This is a genomic window from Nannocystis exedens, from assembly GCF_002343915.1.
Lineage (GTDB): Bacteria > Myxococcota_A > Polyangia > Nannocystales > Nannocystaceae > Nannocystis > Nannocystis exedens.
Map to the genome: position 1 here is coordinate 7,607,092 of NZ_NETK01000001.1, position 14,843 is coordinate 7,621,934.

At 69.8% G+C, this 14,843-nt stretch carries 10 protein-coding genes; 8 read left to right on the plus strand and 2 right to left on the minus strand.

Annotation, left to right across the window (positions count from 1 at the left end; genetic code table 11):
• Positions 1-143: 143 nt before the first annotated feature.
• The gene (locus tag NAEX_RS29970) at positions 144-1,430 is read right to left on the minus strand and encodes a phosphatidylserine decarboxylase family protein (protein ID WP_096330900.1); all 1,287 of its coding nucleotides are present in this window, start codon (positions 1,428-1,430) and stop codon (positions 144-146) included.
• A gap of 665 nt (positions 1,431-2,095) precedes the next feature.
• Here NAEX_RS29970 and NAEX_RS29975 point away from each other — a divergent pair.
• The 8 genes from NAEX_RS29975 to NAEX_RS30010 all read left to right on the plus strand — a co-directional run bounded on the left by NAEX_RS29975 (position 2,096) and on the right by NAEX_RS30010 (position 14,164).
• Entirely contained in the window at positions 2,096-3,823 is a 1,728-nt protein-coding gene (locus tag NAEX_RS29975) for an alpha-keto acid decarboxylase family protein (RefSeq protein WP_096330901.1), read from the plus strand.
• A 25-nt stretch (positions 3,824-3,848) separates the two neighbouring features.
• Positions 3,849-5,864 (plus strand): flavin monoamine oxidase family protein, encoded by a 2,016-nt coding sequence (locus tag NAEX_RS29980; RefSeq protein WP_211302500.1) that lies wholly within the window; start codon positions 3,849-3,851, stop codon positions 5,862-5,864.
• 76 nt (positions 5,865-5,940) lie between these two features.
• Complete coding sequence (locus NAEX_RS29985) at positions 5,941-7,737, plus strand: M61 family metallopeptidase (protein ID WP_100793327.1); 1,797 nt, start codon at positions 5,941-5,943, stop codon at positions 7,735-7,737.
• 309 nt (positions 7,738-8,046) lie between these two features.
• Positions 8,047-8,199: a hypothetical protein gene (locus NAEX_RS50895; RefSeq protein ID WP_170136110.1), complete on the plus strand. Its 153-nt coding sequence runs from the start codon at positions 8,047-8,049 to the stop codon at positions 8,197-8,199.
• Between the two features lie 509 nt (positions 8,200-8,708).
• Positions 8,709-9,491 (plus strand): hypothetical protein, encoded by a 783-nt coding sequence (locus tag NAEX_RS54905; RefSeq protein ID WP_096330904.1) that lies wholly within the window; start codon positions 8,709-8,711, stop codon positions 9,489-9,491.
• Positions 9,458-9,988, plus strand: coding sequence for a hypothetical protein (locus tag NAEX_RS30000; RefSeq protein WP_096330905.1), 531 nt, complete (start codon positions 9,458-9,460; stop codon positions 9,986-9,988). The genes NAEX_RS54905 and NAEX_RS30000 overlap by 34 nt, the downstream gene beginning before the upstream one ends.
• Positions 9,989-10,576: 588 nt before the next feature.
• The gene (locus tag NAEX_RS30005) at positions 10,577-11,539 is read left to right on the plus strand and encodes an ADYC domain-containing protein (RefSeq protein WP_143141098.1); all 963 of its coding nucleotides are present in this window, start codon (positions 10,577-10,579) and stop codon (positions 11,537-11,539) included.
• A 9-nt stretch (positions 11,540-11,548) separates the two neighbouring features.
• Positions 11,549-14,164, plus strand: coding sequence for a serine/threonine-protein kinase (locus tag NAEX_RS30010; RefSeq protein WP_096330907.1), 2,616 nt, complete (start codon positions 11,549-11,551; stop codon positions 14,162-14,164).
• A gap of 133 nt (positions 14,165-14,297) precedes the next feature.
• On the opposite strand, the gene NAEX_RS30015 is transcribed toward NAEX_RS30010, so the two are convergent.
• Positions 14,298-14,762 carry a GNAT family N-acetyltransferase gene (locus tag NAEX_RS30015; protein WP_096330908.1) on the minus strand — a complete coding sequence of 155 codons (465 nt, stop codon included), beginning with the start codon at positions 14,760-14,762 and terminating at the stop codon, positions 14,298-14,300.
• Positions 14,763-14,843 lie beyond the last annotated feature (81 nt).

Below are 14,843 nucleotides of genomic sequence, written 5' to 3' on the forward strand. Positions count from 1 at the left end.
GGGCCACGGTGATGGCCGGCGCCGATCATCGGCGAACACCCGCATCGCCGCAACCCCGGCCCTCGCGGCCCCGGGGGCGCTCGCGAGCGGCCCGTCCTGAGCCGCACGCGGGGGAATTGCCTCCCCCGCCGCTCTCGATCGGGTCATGCCCGCCGTCGTTCGCCGGTGACCGCGGCGATCGCGATCCCGCCGTTCACCGCGAGCGCCGGTCCGCTCGTCGGGTCGACCACGGGGAGGGGCGGCGGCGACGCGACGGTGAAGTGATCGATCGCGCTCTTCTCGAAGACGAGGCACATGCTGGAGCCGCCGTAGCTGAAGTAGCCCAGCTCGTCGCCCTTACGCAGCACCTTGCCGGGTTCGACGCGGATCGTGATCGAGGAGATCTCGGTGATCCCGATCGGGATGACACACACCATCCCAATCCGAGGATCGGCGCTCTCGATGAACACGAGGCCGCGCGTGTTCACCGTCGCGTCGTACCCCTCGGAGAGGATCCCGGCGTTCGGGTCGAAGCCCGCCGACTCGGCGTCGCTGAACATGAGCCCCTGGACCACGCGGGCCTCGCGTACCACGCCGTCGATCGGCGCGTGCCACCGGTGATAGTTGGCCCCGCTGAGGAAGGACTGGAAGACGTAGCCGCCGACGAAGCGGTCGACGTGCTCGCTCCGCGCGAGCATGTCCTCCAGCGAGAAGGGCTCGCCCTTCAGCCAGAACTGGTCCTTGCGCTTCACGCCGCGCGCGATGGTGACGAGGTTCCCGTCGTTGGCCGAGACGATCACTCGCGGATCGTCGGGCGCGGCGATCGGGCGCGCGTCCTGCCGGATCTCCCGGTGGAAGAAGTCGTTGTAGGAGGTCCAGCCCCAGTGCGGGCGGTCTCGATCGTGGACGAACTCCCAGAGCTTCATGTCCTGGTAGGCGAAGGGGGAGAGCCAGCCGTCCTCGCCCTCGTTCAGCACGTGCGCGCTCTCCGGACCATCGAGGTACGCGCACCACTCCCGGAGGACGCCGCGCAGCGAGTCGTTCCAGGCGTCGTTGCGGAACAGCGCCTCGCCGGCGGGCGTCATCATCATGTAGGCGAACAGCGACGACATGGGGAAGGCGTTGCGCTGGGCCGGATCGGGGTTGTAGGCCGGCGCCGTCACCGTGACGCGCTGGAGCGCCAGGAGCAGCTCGGCGGTGTTCTCGATCACCTTGTGGTCGCCCGGCACCTGGTCGATCATCTCGGAGACGTACATCCGGATGATCGGGTTGGTCTCGATGAGCTGCGCCATGCGCAGCACGGCGCCGCTGCGCAGCGACGCCGTCTCGTGGGGCCGGCGCTTGAGGTCACGGTGGAACGCGTCGACCGCACGGCGGTCGCGCGGCAGGTACCCGGCGCGGTACCCGAACGAGCGGCGATAACGGGCCTCGATTTGATCTTCTCGAATCATCAGTGTTCTCCTCCACGCGGCAGTCGGGTCAAGCCCCGCTCCGTGGGCCGCAACTCTACCCGTGATCGCGCGTCGCGTCGCTGACGTGGGGGTGACAGGACGGCACGCGCGCGCACGGCCGGCATTGAGGAGTTCGAGACCCAGGTGTGGCGGGCAGAGCCCCCGCCGAAGGCATACGCCGCTCGTCGCCCACCGGAATCGAGCGCTCCGAGCTGCCGACCAGGAATGGAATAACGGCGTCCCGGCGATGCGACCCATTGCAGACCCGGCCGAACCAATTTGGAGAGGGGCGAGCATGCTTGAATGCTGGTATGGAATGGGGTTAACGGCGTCATGGCCATGCGCCCGATGGAGATCCGAGGACCAATCGGATGAAGCCGAGCGACGGGCAGGGCCGAGCCGTCGTTCCTCGCGCCGTGACCATTGCGAGCGCGCATTCCGGCCCACGGTCCGGCGGATGAGCTCGGCGTCGTGGACCGATGTGCCATTTCGCCCGGTGACAAAGACGTTGCATTGGCGACGCCTCGGGCGTTTCCGAGCCGCGTGAAAGATGCGAGCGATCGATTGACGCCCATCGTTGAAGTGTTGTAGTTGGGTCTTCAACATTTTGGGGAGCCGGAGGCCAGGCGCTGGCGCGGCGCGATTCGCGAATAGAGGTGGGGGAGATGGTCGATCACGAGGCCAGCGTTCCATTCACGGTTGCCGATTACCTGCTCACGCGACTCAAGGAGCTGGGCGTCGATCACGTGTTCCAGATCCCCGGCGACTACGTCCGCCACTTCACCCAGGCGCTCGAGCACTTCGAGGGGATCGAGACCGTCGGCACCGTCAACGAGCTCGAGGCCAGCTACGCCGCCGACGCCTACGCGCGCACGCGCGGGCTGGCGGCGATCTCGCTGCAATTCGGGGTCAGCACCTTCAGCGCGCTCAACGGCATCGCGGGCGCCTTCGTCGAGCGCAGCCCGATCGTGGTGATCAGCGCCACGCCCGGCGCCGACGCGCGGAAGATCACCGATATGTACGAGGTGCTCTTTCACCACTCCACCGGCGATCTCGACGCCGACCAGAAGGTGCTCGAGCAGGTGACCGTTCGGGCGGTCACGCTGTCCACCAACGTCGGCGCCGCCGAGGCCATCGACGAGCTCCTCGTCGACGCCATCACCCACAGGCGGCCCGTGTACATCGCCTGCTACAGCGAGGTGTGGGGGCAGCCCTGCCCGCGGCCGCCCGCGAAGGTGCTCGCGCCGCGGGTGAAGCACAGCCCGCCGGCGGCCCTCGAGGACGCGGTGGCGCAGGCGTGGTCGATGCTGGCCGCGGCGAAGCGACCGCTCGTGTTCGCGGGCGTCGAGCTCCTGCGCTTCGGCCTGACCGATCTCCTCCGGCAGCTCATCGACGCGAGCGGCTTCCTCTACACGACGACCAGCCTCGGCAAGACGGTGCTCGACGAGGGCGGCTCGAAGTTCATCGGCACCTATTCGGACGCGGCCTCGATCGCCTCCGTGCGCGAGATCGTGATGGCGTCCGACTGCGTGCTCACGCTGGGCGCCATCATCACCGACGACTACCTCGCCTTCATCGAGGACAAGTACGCCCGGATGGTGCTCGCCACCACGGCCGGCGTGCGCGTCGGGTACTTCGAATACCCCGACGTGACGATGAAGGACTTCATCACGGCGCTCGTCGAGCGCTTCCGCGGTGCTGCGGGGTATCCGCTCGCGACGGTCGCGCCGCCGCCGCCGGTCTGGCCGGAGCCGTGGGCGTCGAACGACGATCCCGAGTTCCGAGACAGGCCGGACCTCATCACCTACAACCGCTTCTTTCAGCACACGACGAAGTTCCTGAAGGACAGCGACCTGCTCCGCGACATCGTGATGGTCTACGGCGTGAGCTCCTCGCTCTACGTCGCCACCAACATGGTCGGGCTGGCCAAGGGCGGGTTTGTCGCCTCGGCGACGTGGCAATGCATCGGCTTCGAGACCGGCGCGGCTCTGGGTGCGCAGCTCGGCAGCGGCAAGCGGGCGATCACCGTCGCCGGCGACGGCGCGTTCATGATGGTGTGCCAGGCGCTGTCGACGCTGGCGCGGAACCGGCTCAATGCGGTGATCTTCGTGATGAGCAATCAGGTCTATGCCATCGAGCAGGTGTTCGTGGACATGAGCGCGTTCGAGCCCGGCCCGCAGCACAAGTTCGACGCCTTCGACGTCCTGCCGAAGTGGGACTACGTGGCCCTCGCGCGCGCGTTCGGAGCCGAAGGCGTCCGGGTGGAGACGATCGCCGAGCTCGAGGCCGCGCTGCGCCGCCTCCCGGGGATCCACGACCGGCCGGTCCTCGTCGAGGTGGTGATTCCGCAGAAAGATCTGCCGGGCCAGATGAAGCGGCTCGGTGGGGGATGAACAGCCGGGGAAGGGGGCATTGACCATGGACGACAAGATGAAGCAGGGGAAGACCTATTCCATTTTCGGGGCCGGAGCCGCGGGGCTCTACACCGCGTGGCGCCTGCTCGAGGGCAAGCCCGTGGGTGGCAAGGCTTCCAAGCTGCCGGCGGCCGGCGACGTGCTCGAGCTGTACGACTGGGGGCGCTACAATTTTTCACAGGCGCACCCCGGTTCGCGGTCGCCGGGCGCACGCATCTGCACGTGGTTCTACAAGGACGATCCCGACAACTCGTACCTCGAGCTCGGCGGCATGCGGTACTCCTACTGGGACAGCAAGAAGCGAGACACTTCGAGTTACACCGCTCCGGGCCACCGCCTCGTCACCACCGTCGTCGAGAAGCTCGGGCTCGATCGCTACGCGATCCCCTTCAACGTCACCGAGAACCAGCTCTTCTACCTGCGGAGCCGGAACTTCTACCTGAACGGGATCTCCTCGCACGACCCGGCGCCATACGCGGTCAACAACTTCGGCGCCGCTGCCACGCCCGACCAGGGCTTCGCCATCATCGAGAGGCTCGCGGTGCCGTCCCGCGCGCAGACCCGCGAATGGTGGTGCAACTTCTACGACAACGGCACCATCACGGCGCGCCTCCCCGAGAGCAGCGTGTTCCAGCAGGGCGATCGGCTGCGCGACATCGGCTACTGGAACCTGCTCTACGATCAGCTCGGCTGCGAGGGCTACGACTACGCCGCCGACGGCAACGGCTACAGCTCGAACGTCATCAATACCCACGCCGGCGTGTCGATCAGCGTCAACGACGAGTTCACCCCCGGCGCGGTCTATCGCACGCTGTCCATCGGCTATTCGGGGATGTTCACGGCGCTCTTCGAGCGTGTGGTGGAGCTGGCGAAGGCCAAGGGCGTCGAGCTCCGCTATCACCCCGACACGCGGCTCCACTCGATCCTCTGGAAGGGGGACAAGGCGGTCTTCACCTACGCCACGCGCGACAACCCGAACATCGCCGCGGGCGAGCGCGTGGCCGACTACGCGTGGCTGGCGATCCCGCGGGCGGCGATCGACCTCGTGGCGCAGGCCACGCGCTTCCAGGCGCACGCCGACGCCGCCGACGTGCTCAACGCCGACAAGGTGTCGCTCTACCTCGAGGCGGCGATCATGCAGCCGTCCTACAAGGTGGGGATGTTCTTCGACGAGCCGTGGTGGGCGCCGGACGCGTCGAGCCCGCCGACCTACCCGGCGCAGATCACCGGCTACGTGAGCACGCCGCAGGTGGTGGCCGCGCTGGCGAAGCAGGGCTTCCCGGCGAACGCGCTGGAGGCGATGGCGCGGCCGGAGGTCGACTATCAGCCGTTCTCGTCGCTCGACGCGCTGGTACGGACGATCGAGGGGATCACCGAGACGGCGCTCACCATCGCGCAGCGGAAGCAGCTCGGCGAGGCCGCCCGCCGCGACACCATCGGGCCGAGCGTGACCAACTCGCCGATCCGCATGGTGGTCTATTTCGGCAACAACGCGCGCAACCAGAACCAGCCGAAGGTCTACGGCATCCTCGCCAGCTATGACGACGAGGACAACGCCGATTTCTGGCACGAGCTCGAGCTCGAGCCCAACCAGGATCGCAAGGTGCCGCCGTCGCAGGACACGCAGCCGCTCGAGGGTCCGCGCAGGGTGCCGCCGCGCATGGTGAAGATGCTGCGCAAGATGCTGGCGGAGCTCCACTTCGGCCCGAATTCCGACTTCTCGCAGGTGCCCCCGCCGCTCGAGGCCCGCTACATGGACTGGTCGCTGCCGCCCTTCAACGCCGGCTACCACGAGTGGGCGCCCCACTACGACGTGGGCGACGTGCAGCGAAAGATCCGCAAGCCGTCGCAGCTGGTCCACGGCGTCGACGCGCAGATCTTCATCGTCGGCGAGGCCTACTCGAACGATCAGGCGTGGGTCGAGGGCGCGTACTGCACGGCGGAGTCGGTGCTGAACGACTTCTTCGACGTCGAGCCGATCATCGACAATCGCCATTATCCGTTCATTTGTCCGGCCTGAAACAATGGGGGCCGCAGGTCGCGGGTCGCCGCGGCGTACGGCCCCTGCGTCGTCTGGAGCCCAGAGGAGGAGCACCATGGTCGAATCGTCGAGCGTCGTCTATTCCGTGGAATTGAAGCCGCACCAGCACGAGCTCGGGGTGGAGATGGTGGTGCGCGGGCCGGCCGCGCAGGGCAGCGTGCGGCTGCAGATCCCGACCTGGGTGCCGGGGGACTATGAATTTGCGCCGCAGGCCCGCGATCTCTTCGACGTGCGGGCGACCTGCGGCGTGACCGGCCGCGAGCTACGCGTGCGGCGCGACGGCTGGCAGGCGTTCATCGTCGAGGAGGGCGCGGGCGACGTCCGGATCGCGTACACCGCGTCCGCCTGGGGCGACGATCTCTCGGAGTCGGCCGGCCTGGTCGACGAGCGATTCGCCGTCGTGCTCGGCGCGCGCTACCTGTTCACGCCCGCCCACCTGGGCGCCTGCGAGGTGCATTATCGCCTGCCCGCCGACTGGCACGTGCACCACCCTTCGGGCGCGCGGCGGCTCGGCGAACAGACGGCGTGGGAGTATCCGAGCTACGAGATCCTCCTCGACACGCCGGTCGTGTTCGGCCACTTCGACACCCTCCGGCGGGACGTCCGCGGCACCCCGTTCTACTTCGTGTTCCTCGATCGCGGGGTGGGGTTCGCCGCCGAATCGGGGCGCTTCGCCGACGCGGTGGCGCGCGCGGTCGAGGTGTTTCACGGCGTCTTCGGCTCGTTCCCCTTCGAGGATTACACGTTCGTGCTGTCGCTCAACCCCAACAATGATTGGGGGCTCGAACACCTCACCAGCACGATGTGCGGCCTCGGGCCGGACGTGTTCGTCGACGAGGATCAGTTCAACATCGGCGTGCGCGTGTGCGCCCACGAGCTGTTCCACGCCTGGAACGTGCGCCGCTGCCGGCCGGCGCCGCTCGGCCACCTCGAGACGCACCTCGTCGGCGGCGCGTTCACCGAGGGGCTGTGGGTGGCCGAGGGCTTCACCCGCTACTACGAATTCCTCGCCTGCACCCGCGCGGGCATCTATTCGGCCAGCCAGTTCTTCTCGAACCTGGTCGGGTATTTCAATCACCTCACGGTGCAGCCGGCCTATCGACGGGTGAGCGGCGCCGACTCGTCGTACGCTTCGTACCTCAATCATGCGAAGTACGCCGGGCGCGTCAACAACTCGATCGACTATTACGACAAGGGCATGCTGGTGGCGTTCGCCATCGACGCCACGCTCCGCACCGCCGGCGCGGGGCAGTCGCTCGACGGCGCGTTCCGGGCGTTCTACGAGCGGTTCGTCGGCTTCGGCCCCGGGCACGCCGGCTACACGACCCAGGACGTGCTCGCGTTCTTCGCCGACCTCCATCGTCCGCTCGCGCCGCTCATCGAAGCCGCGGTCGAGCGCCCCGCCGGGCTCGAGACGCCGAGCCAGCTCCGCGCGCTCGGGTTCGAGGTCGCGGTCGGACCCGAGCTCGCGCTCGGGCTGGTCTTCCAGGGGTCGATCACGCCGAGCATCTACGGCGTGTTCGACGACAGCCCGGCCGGCGCCGCCGGCCTCGCGCCGGGCGACGTCATCACGGCCATCGATCACCACGCCTTCTCGCCGGCGGCGCTGACGTGGGTGGGGACGCACGCAGCACCCGTCACCCTGACCGTGCAGCGCGGCCACCGCTCGCTCTCCTCGACGCTGTCGCCGGCGCCGCGCACCCGCATTCAATCCCTGCAGTGGGCCGGCACCGCCGCCCAGGCCGTATCGATCCGCGCCTGGCTCGGTCCGCACAGCTTCGATCTCGCCCCGGGCAAGGCCGTCGACCTCGGCTTCTACGAGAACTTTCACGGCATCGAGATCGTCGTCTGACGATCACGGTCTCGCCGCCGCTCCTGGCGGAGGCGCCGACTTGCATTCGGCAGGCGGCCGGAGGCCTTGCTGTCATGCGCCGCGAGGCCCATGCACCGGCGCCGCGCTGGGCCGCGTCCACGCGGTCTATCGCGAGCGCAGGCGCCTCATCCACGCCGAGGAGCGGCGCTGGCCGGAACCGCCCTCTTGGCGGCGCCGGCTCACGCCGCCGGCGCTGCGCTCGGCGGGGGAGGACGCGAGCTCGGGTCGATGACATGTCGTGGCCCGGCGTGAATGATGCGAGCGCGGGGGGCAAGCCGCCGGGAGATCGTGCCGTGGACGGTCAGCGAGCTCGCGGCGGTGCAGGCATGCCTGCGCTTCGTCGACGACCACGGGGTGCTGGTCGAGCCAGCCTGCGAGCTGGCCTTTCGGTCATCTACGATCGCGCGCCGCCTCTCGTCGGCCGCGGTCCGGTGCTGGTGATCGTGTACGGCGGCGGGGCGGGCTTCAACCTGGCGGTGCTGCGCCTGTGGGCCGAACGCACGAGCCGGGCCGATCGGTCGCGCCGACGTGCGAAGGTCCGGTCCGTGAGCGACCCGAGCCACGCCCGCGCTCGCCGGCCACGCTCGAGGTGGTCCCTGGTGATGCGGTGTGAAGACGCCCGCTCCCTGATCCCCGCCCTGCGATGAGCGGGACGGCGGCGAGGGCGACGAGGCGATGTCTCAGGTACCGCCGAGTTGCGCCCGCGAACGCGAGCGACGGCACGGGCCTCGTCGAGCGGGCCGTGAGGCGCCAGCACGACGGCGCCGGACAGCGTGATCGGATGATCCCGTAGGCCCCTGCTCGCAAGCCCATGCGCTCGGTCCCACCGAGGCGAGGCGCCGCCTCGCGTTTTTCCGTGATCGAATCGGCGGGGCTCGAGTCTACCGGGAGCGTCGAGACCGAAGGGTCGACGCGGTCCTGGCTCGACGCCACCCACCTGGATCACCACAATGTCTCAAATATACGCTTGTTCTCTCCTCTCCGTACTCGCCACGCTCACGGCCGCTTCCTCGGCCGAGGCCGCGAGCCTCTATACCCACCGCTGCGAGCAGCTCACCGCCACGACGACCGTCAGCGAGCCGACCGAAATCGTGCCGAACGTCGAGATCGTGCTGCGCGAGGGACCGCTCCCGGGCGAGCTTCCTCGCCGGGAGCACGTCCGGATCTCCGCCGGGCTGGCGGACGCGCTCGGGCTGATCGATGACGACGTCGCGCTCGAGGGTGAGGCGGCGCAGATCCGCATCAGCCTCGGCGCCGGCAGCCCGATCCCCAACGCGAACTTCACCGTGGCGGAGATCGACGAGACCGAAGACGACCTGCGCGTCGAGATCTGGCGGCGCCTGAACTCCGGCGACAAGGACAACGGCTTCTTCAAGCTGTTCGGCACCCAGAATCCGACGACCGTGTTCGCCAACCCTCAGTTCGCCACAGTCTACGGCACGGCCCCGTCCGCGACCTACGTCGTCGGGACCGACGGCGAGGTCGAGCGCCGGGACCACTTCACCGAGGCTAACGCGGCGGCGAACAAACAGTTCCGCGAGTGTGTCGAGCTGCGCGGCGACGATCGCCTGGCGGTGCTCGTCCCGCACGGCGGCGGCATCGAGACCGGGCTCAGCGGGGCGGGCGGCCTGCTCCCCGGCTTCCTGAGCGTCCTGGCGGGACGCGGTCATGCGCCGAGCGTCTGGGACGCTTCGGGGCAGTGGGCAGCGGGACCTTCGAGCGCTGGCACGTGACGGCGACGCAGATCTCCGGCGCGTCGTTCCCGGGCTACGGCGAGCTCGAGGACAGCGGCCCGTACACCTACGCCGTCTCGTTGCACGGGTTCGATCACGACGTGCCCGCGGTGTACCTGGGGGGTCGGGCGAGCCGCCAGACCAAATGCTACATCGCCACTTTCATCGAGGGTCGCCTCGACGTGCTCCACGGCAGGGACAGCGAGATCACCTACAAGATCTACGGGCCCGACGGCGCCCCCGTGGACGTGACCAACAACTCGCCGGCGCTGCCGGACAGCGATGATTACAGGGGGTTCTCGGAGGACAACATCGTCAACCGCGTCTCCCCCAACGCGACCGGCGCGAGGGACTTCGGCGGGATCCAGGTCGAGCTCTCGAAGGCGCTGCGCGACGACACGGCGCTGTTCTCGCTGTTCATGGAGGAGCTGGCGCTCGCGCTCACCGTCTTGCTCGACTCCCCACCGCAGGCCGACTACTGCGAATTGCTCGAGTGAGGCCCTCGCTGCCGCGAGGACTCCGAGTTCGACGAGGGGCCGCCCCGTCGCTCAGGGCCTCGTTCGCCGGGCGAAGGATCACGACCCGTGTCGACGACGAGGTTGAGTCGCGGCGGCCGTCGTTCGCCCTCCCGCGAATGCTCGTACCGTGGCTCCGGTGATTGAATGCCCGCAGTTTCGACGCGACAGTCGGGGTCTGAAGGCACCGTGCGCGGCGGCGATCGGCGCCTACTCCGCGCCATGTCGCGAGGTGTCACATTCACGCCAGTACGGGGCAGGATCGGCGCTACGCTGGCAGATTTGACGACCTGCCCCGACAACGCCCCTCGGGAAATCACCGGTGCTCGCTCGCGCGGCGCGTCGGCGCGGCGATGCGAACGGATGTTCGAGGGGCCCGCGCCCGAGAATTCCAATGTGTCGCGCTCCCGGCGACGCTCGGGCGACGGGGAGAGGCAACATTGTTCGTCCTCGTTATGACGGCAGGCGGATTCGTAGGAGACGGCCGACAGGGTCGTACACGCCGCTCGATATTCGCGCTGGCCACCATCGAAGGGTGTTGTGTATAATGATCGGACGCGGGAGGGGCCGATGCGAATCACTTCGATGTTCGGAGCGGTGGTGGTGATGACCGCGATTGCGGGGTGCGACGAGCCGCGGGCGGGTGACGGCGCTTGCGGGGGCGACGAGGTCGAGGCGCGCAGCGCCCAGGTGAACGGGGCGCTGCTCAACGGGGCGCTGCTCAACGGGGCGCTGCTCAACGGGGCGCTGCTCAACGGGGCCTTGCTCAACGGGCCCAACGGCCCGGCGGACCAGATCCAGCTGAAGAAGGTCAACGTGAAGGGCGAAGGCGCGGCCGACGACGCCCGGCTCGAGGGCAGCATGCTGGTCGTCACCTCGAACCAGGGCGAGGAGCTGTCGGGCGTCGATCTCGACGACGCCAAGCTGCACTTCGAGGTGAAAGAGGGCGGGACGACCCACCAGAAGCTGCTCAAGATCCTCGACGTCGCGCAGCTCGCCCCGGGCTCCGACGTGTGGCTGTTCGACGTCTCGCTCAAGGTCGACTCCGGCGGCTGGGGCCCGCTGTGCCTCGACGGCGCCGGCGAGCCGACCCAGGCGATCTTGCTCGGGGACGTGTGGAATCCGGGCACCGGCGGGCGCATCCCGCCCGCAGTGAGCAGCGTTACGTTCGCGTGCCGCGACACCGCCCTGGCGAAGTGTGTGGAATGGGGCTATAAGCCGTGGCTCGCCGATCTGCGGGAGGTCCACCAGGCCTGCACGCGGCTCGTCCGCGCCGACTACTGCGGCGACGGGGTGTCGCACACCGAGCAGGGTACGGTGATTCACGTCCTCGACCAGCTCGGGATCCAGAACGTCGATCCCGACCATCAATTCGTCGTCGAGGCCGAGTGGGGGCCGAACGGGGCGGTCTGCCTCAACGCGAACAACATGCGCCTCGGCCCGCAGCCGCTGAGCTGCCAGCTGCCCGCCTGCGGCACGCCGTTCGCGTCCGGCGGGCTCCTCCAGAGCGGCAAGATCGTGGGCGCGCTGTAGAGCTGCGCGATGAGCGAGGCCAGCCCAGATCCGGCCCTCATCGGCCCCTTCGGCGTGCTGCGCAAGCTCGGCGAGGGCGCCATGGGCGTCGTCTTCGAGGGCTACGACGCCCGGCTCGAGCGCAAGGTGGCGCTGAAACTGGTCCGCCGGCAGCTCCTCAACAACCCGGCGGTGCGCGAGCGGATGACCCGCGAGGCGCAGGCGATGGCCCGCCTGTCGAGCCCGAACGTCGTGCAGGTCTATCAGGTCGGCGAGCACGACGGCGGCATCTATCTGGCGATGGAGTACGTCGAGGGGGAGACGCTGGCGACCTGGCTGCGGGCCGAGCCGCGGCCGTGGCAGCTCGTCCTGCGCACGATCTGCGACGCCGGCCGCGGCCTGGCGGCCGCTCACTCGGCCGGCCTCGTGCACCGCGACTTCAAGCCCGACAACGTGCTCGTCGACGAGCGCGGGCGGGCCCGCGTCCTCGACTTCGGGCTGGTGCAGGCCGAGGGCGGGCCCGACGATGCGGCCCGCGCGGCCGCGCTCGAGCAAGAGCTCGTCGACACCGAACAAGGTCTCCGCTCGCCGCAATCCACCCATGTGTCCTCGGGGACATCTTCGCCCGATCGCTCGAACAACCTGCACTGGTCGGTCCGCCTGACGCAGATGGGCAACTCGCTCGGCACCCCGGCGTACATGTCGCCGGAGCAGCACTTCGGGCGCGTGGCCAGCCCGCTCGCCGATCAGTTCAGCTTCAGCGTCACTCTGTACGAGGCGCTCTACGGCGTGCGGCCGTTCGCCGGCGACTCGTGGGCGGCGATCCGCGAGGCGGTCAAGCGCGGGGTCGTCCCGCCGCCGCCGCTCGAGTCGCAGGTGCCGCGGCGCGTGTTCAAGGCGCTGCTGCGCGGGCTGGAGATCGACCCCGCGAAGCGCTGGCCGAGCATGGCGGCGATGATCGAGGCGCTCGAGCACGACCCGTGGCGCGTGCGCATGCGCGCCGCGGCGACGGCCGCGCTCATCGGCGCGGCCTCGCTGGCCAGCTACGCCATCGCGGTCACGCGGATCGAAGACGGCCAGCGCTGCCAGGTCGGCGTCGAGCAGCTCGCGGGCGTGTGGGACCCGGCGCGCGAGGCCGCGGTGGCGCGCGCGTTCGCGGCGACGCACCTGCCCTTCGCGACAGACACGGCCCGGCGGGTCCAGGGCCGCATCGACGCCTACGCGCGCGCGTGGGTGGCCGAGCGCCAGGCGGCGTGCGAGGACCGGGCCTCGGGGGCGCAGACCGACAACCTCGCCGACCTCCGCGTCGCCTGCCTCGACCGCCGCAAGGCCCACCTGTCGGCGCTCGTCGACGTGTTCGCGGCCGCCAACAACGCGGTGGTCGAGAACGCGGTCCAGGCCGCGGCGGCGCTGCCGAGCCTCGCCACCTGCGCCGACGCCAGCGGGCTGTTGTCGTTCGCGCTGCCCGCCGACCCCGCGGTGGCCGAGCGGGTGACCGCGCTGCGCGCCGACCTGGCCCGTGCGGATGTGTTCGATCGGACAGGTCGATACGAGGAGGGCCTCGCGCTCGCCCGACGGACCCGCGACGAGGCGGCGGGCCTCGGCTACGCGCCGCTCGACGCCGAGGCCGCGCTGGTCGAGGGGCGCGTGCTCATGAACCTGGTGCGCGGCGAGGAGGCCGAGGCGGCGCTGCAGCGGGCGACGCGGCTCGGGATCCGCCACGACCTGCACGCGACCGCGGCCGAGGCGGCGACGGTGCGCATGTTCGTGGTCGGGAACCACCTCGGCCGCCCGCTCGAGGCGCTGGCGACGGCGCCGTTCGCCGAGTCGTTGATCGAGCGCGCCGGCGACGACGCGGTCCTGCGCGTCCTGTTCCACAACAACGTCGGCACGAACCAGCAGATCCGCGGCGATCTCGCGGCGGCGCGCGGCGCGTACGAGCGGGCGCTCGCGGGGCTGCGGCAGCGAGGCGAGCGCGAGCCGTTCGAGGCGATCGTCCACAACAACCTCGGGCTGATGTACCTCGAGCAGGGCCGGCTCGACGCGGCGCGAGCCCACTTCGTCAGCTCCTCGGAATTGTTCGTGGCGATCCTCGGCGAACATCACCCGCTGCTGGCGCACCCGATCCACGGGCTCGGCGACGTCGACGTCCGCCGCGGTCGCCACCTCGAGGCGATCCCCCATTATCTCCGCTCGCTGGCGCTGATGGAGGCGACCTACGACGCGGAGCACCGCTACCTGCTGTACCCGCTGGTCGGCCTCGGCCACGCGTACGCGGGGGCAGGGAGGCGCGAGGCGGCCCATCATCATTACGCGCGCGCGCTGCGGGTCGCCGAGGCGAACGGGGTGCGCGACAATTTCCTCGCCGAGGCCCACGCGGGCCTCGGCGAGCTCGCGGCCGCGGCCGGCTCACCGGCGAAGGCGCGGCAATCGTACGAGCAAGCGGCTGCCGTCTACGCGGAAATTGGCGCCGGCGACAGCGAGCCGGGCGCCCGCGCGGCCCTGCGGGCAGGCGAGCTCGCGGCGGCGCAGGGCGAGCGCGCTGCGGCGACGCGATGGTTCGAGCAGGTGCTCGCGACGAAGTCCGAGGCGGCCGCGCCGCTGCGCGCGCAGGCGTCGGCGCTGCTGCAGCGCGACGGGACCTGAGCCGGCGCGCGCGCGGGCGACGCGACGAGTTCGTCCTTGCCTGGGGGTGCGCGGCGTCTGACTCTGTGATTCACGACCGGGGGTCGAGACATTCGCCCTCGTCCGCGTCGGCTCCGTGCAGCGCCTCGTCCCTTCACGGTGCGGACGCCGGCGGCGAGAGCTGGCGTATCATGCGGACGTGGTCGAGGTCGGGGCCGAACGCGCGGGGCCTGACCTCGACGACGACGAACCCGTGCTTCGCGTAGAAGCCCTGGACCTTCTGCGACGTGTTGGTCTGGAGCTGCCGGATCTGCGGGTTGGCCGGGAGAAACGCGTCGAGGCGGTGGGCCAGCAGCTGGGTGCCGATCCCGGTCCGCTGGCGGGCCGCGTCGACGATGCCCCAGCAGAGCGTCGCGGTGATGCCGTCCGGCTCGGCCGCGATCCCGCCGCCGGCGACGATCCTCCCGCCGTCCTCGACGACGAAGTAAGGCCCGGGGAGGCTGTCGAGGTAGCGCGCGAAGTCGGGCTCCTCGCCGCTGGAGAAGTGCTCGGGGATGTTGCTGCGGAGGAGCGCGAGGCAGGCCTCGCGATCGGCCGGGGTGTACGGACGAATGAGCATTGCGTGTGCCTCGGGTCGGACTTGCGTCGAGGATAGCCCAACGACGACACCTCCGGCTCGAGGACCTGCGATGGTGGGCGT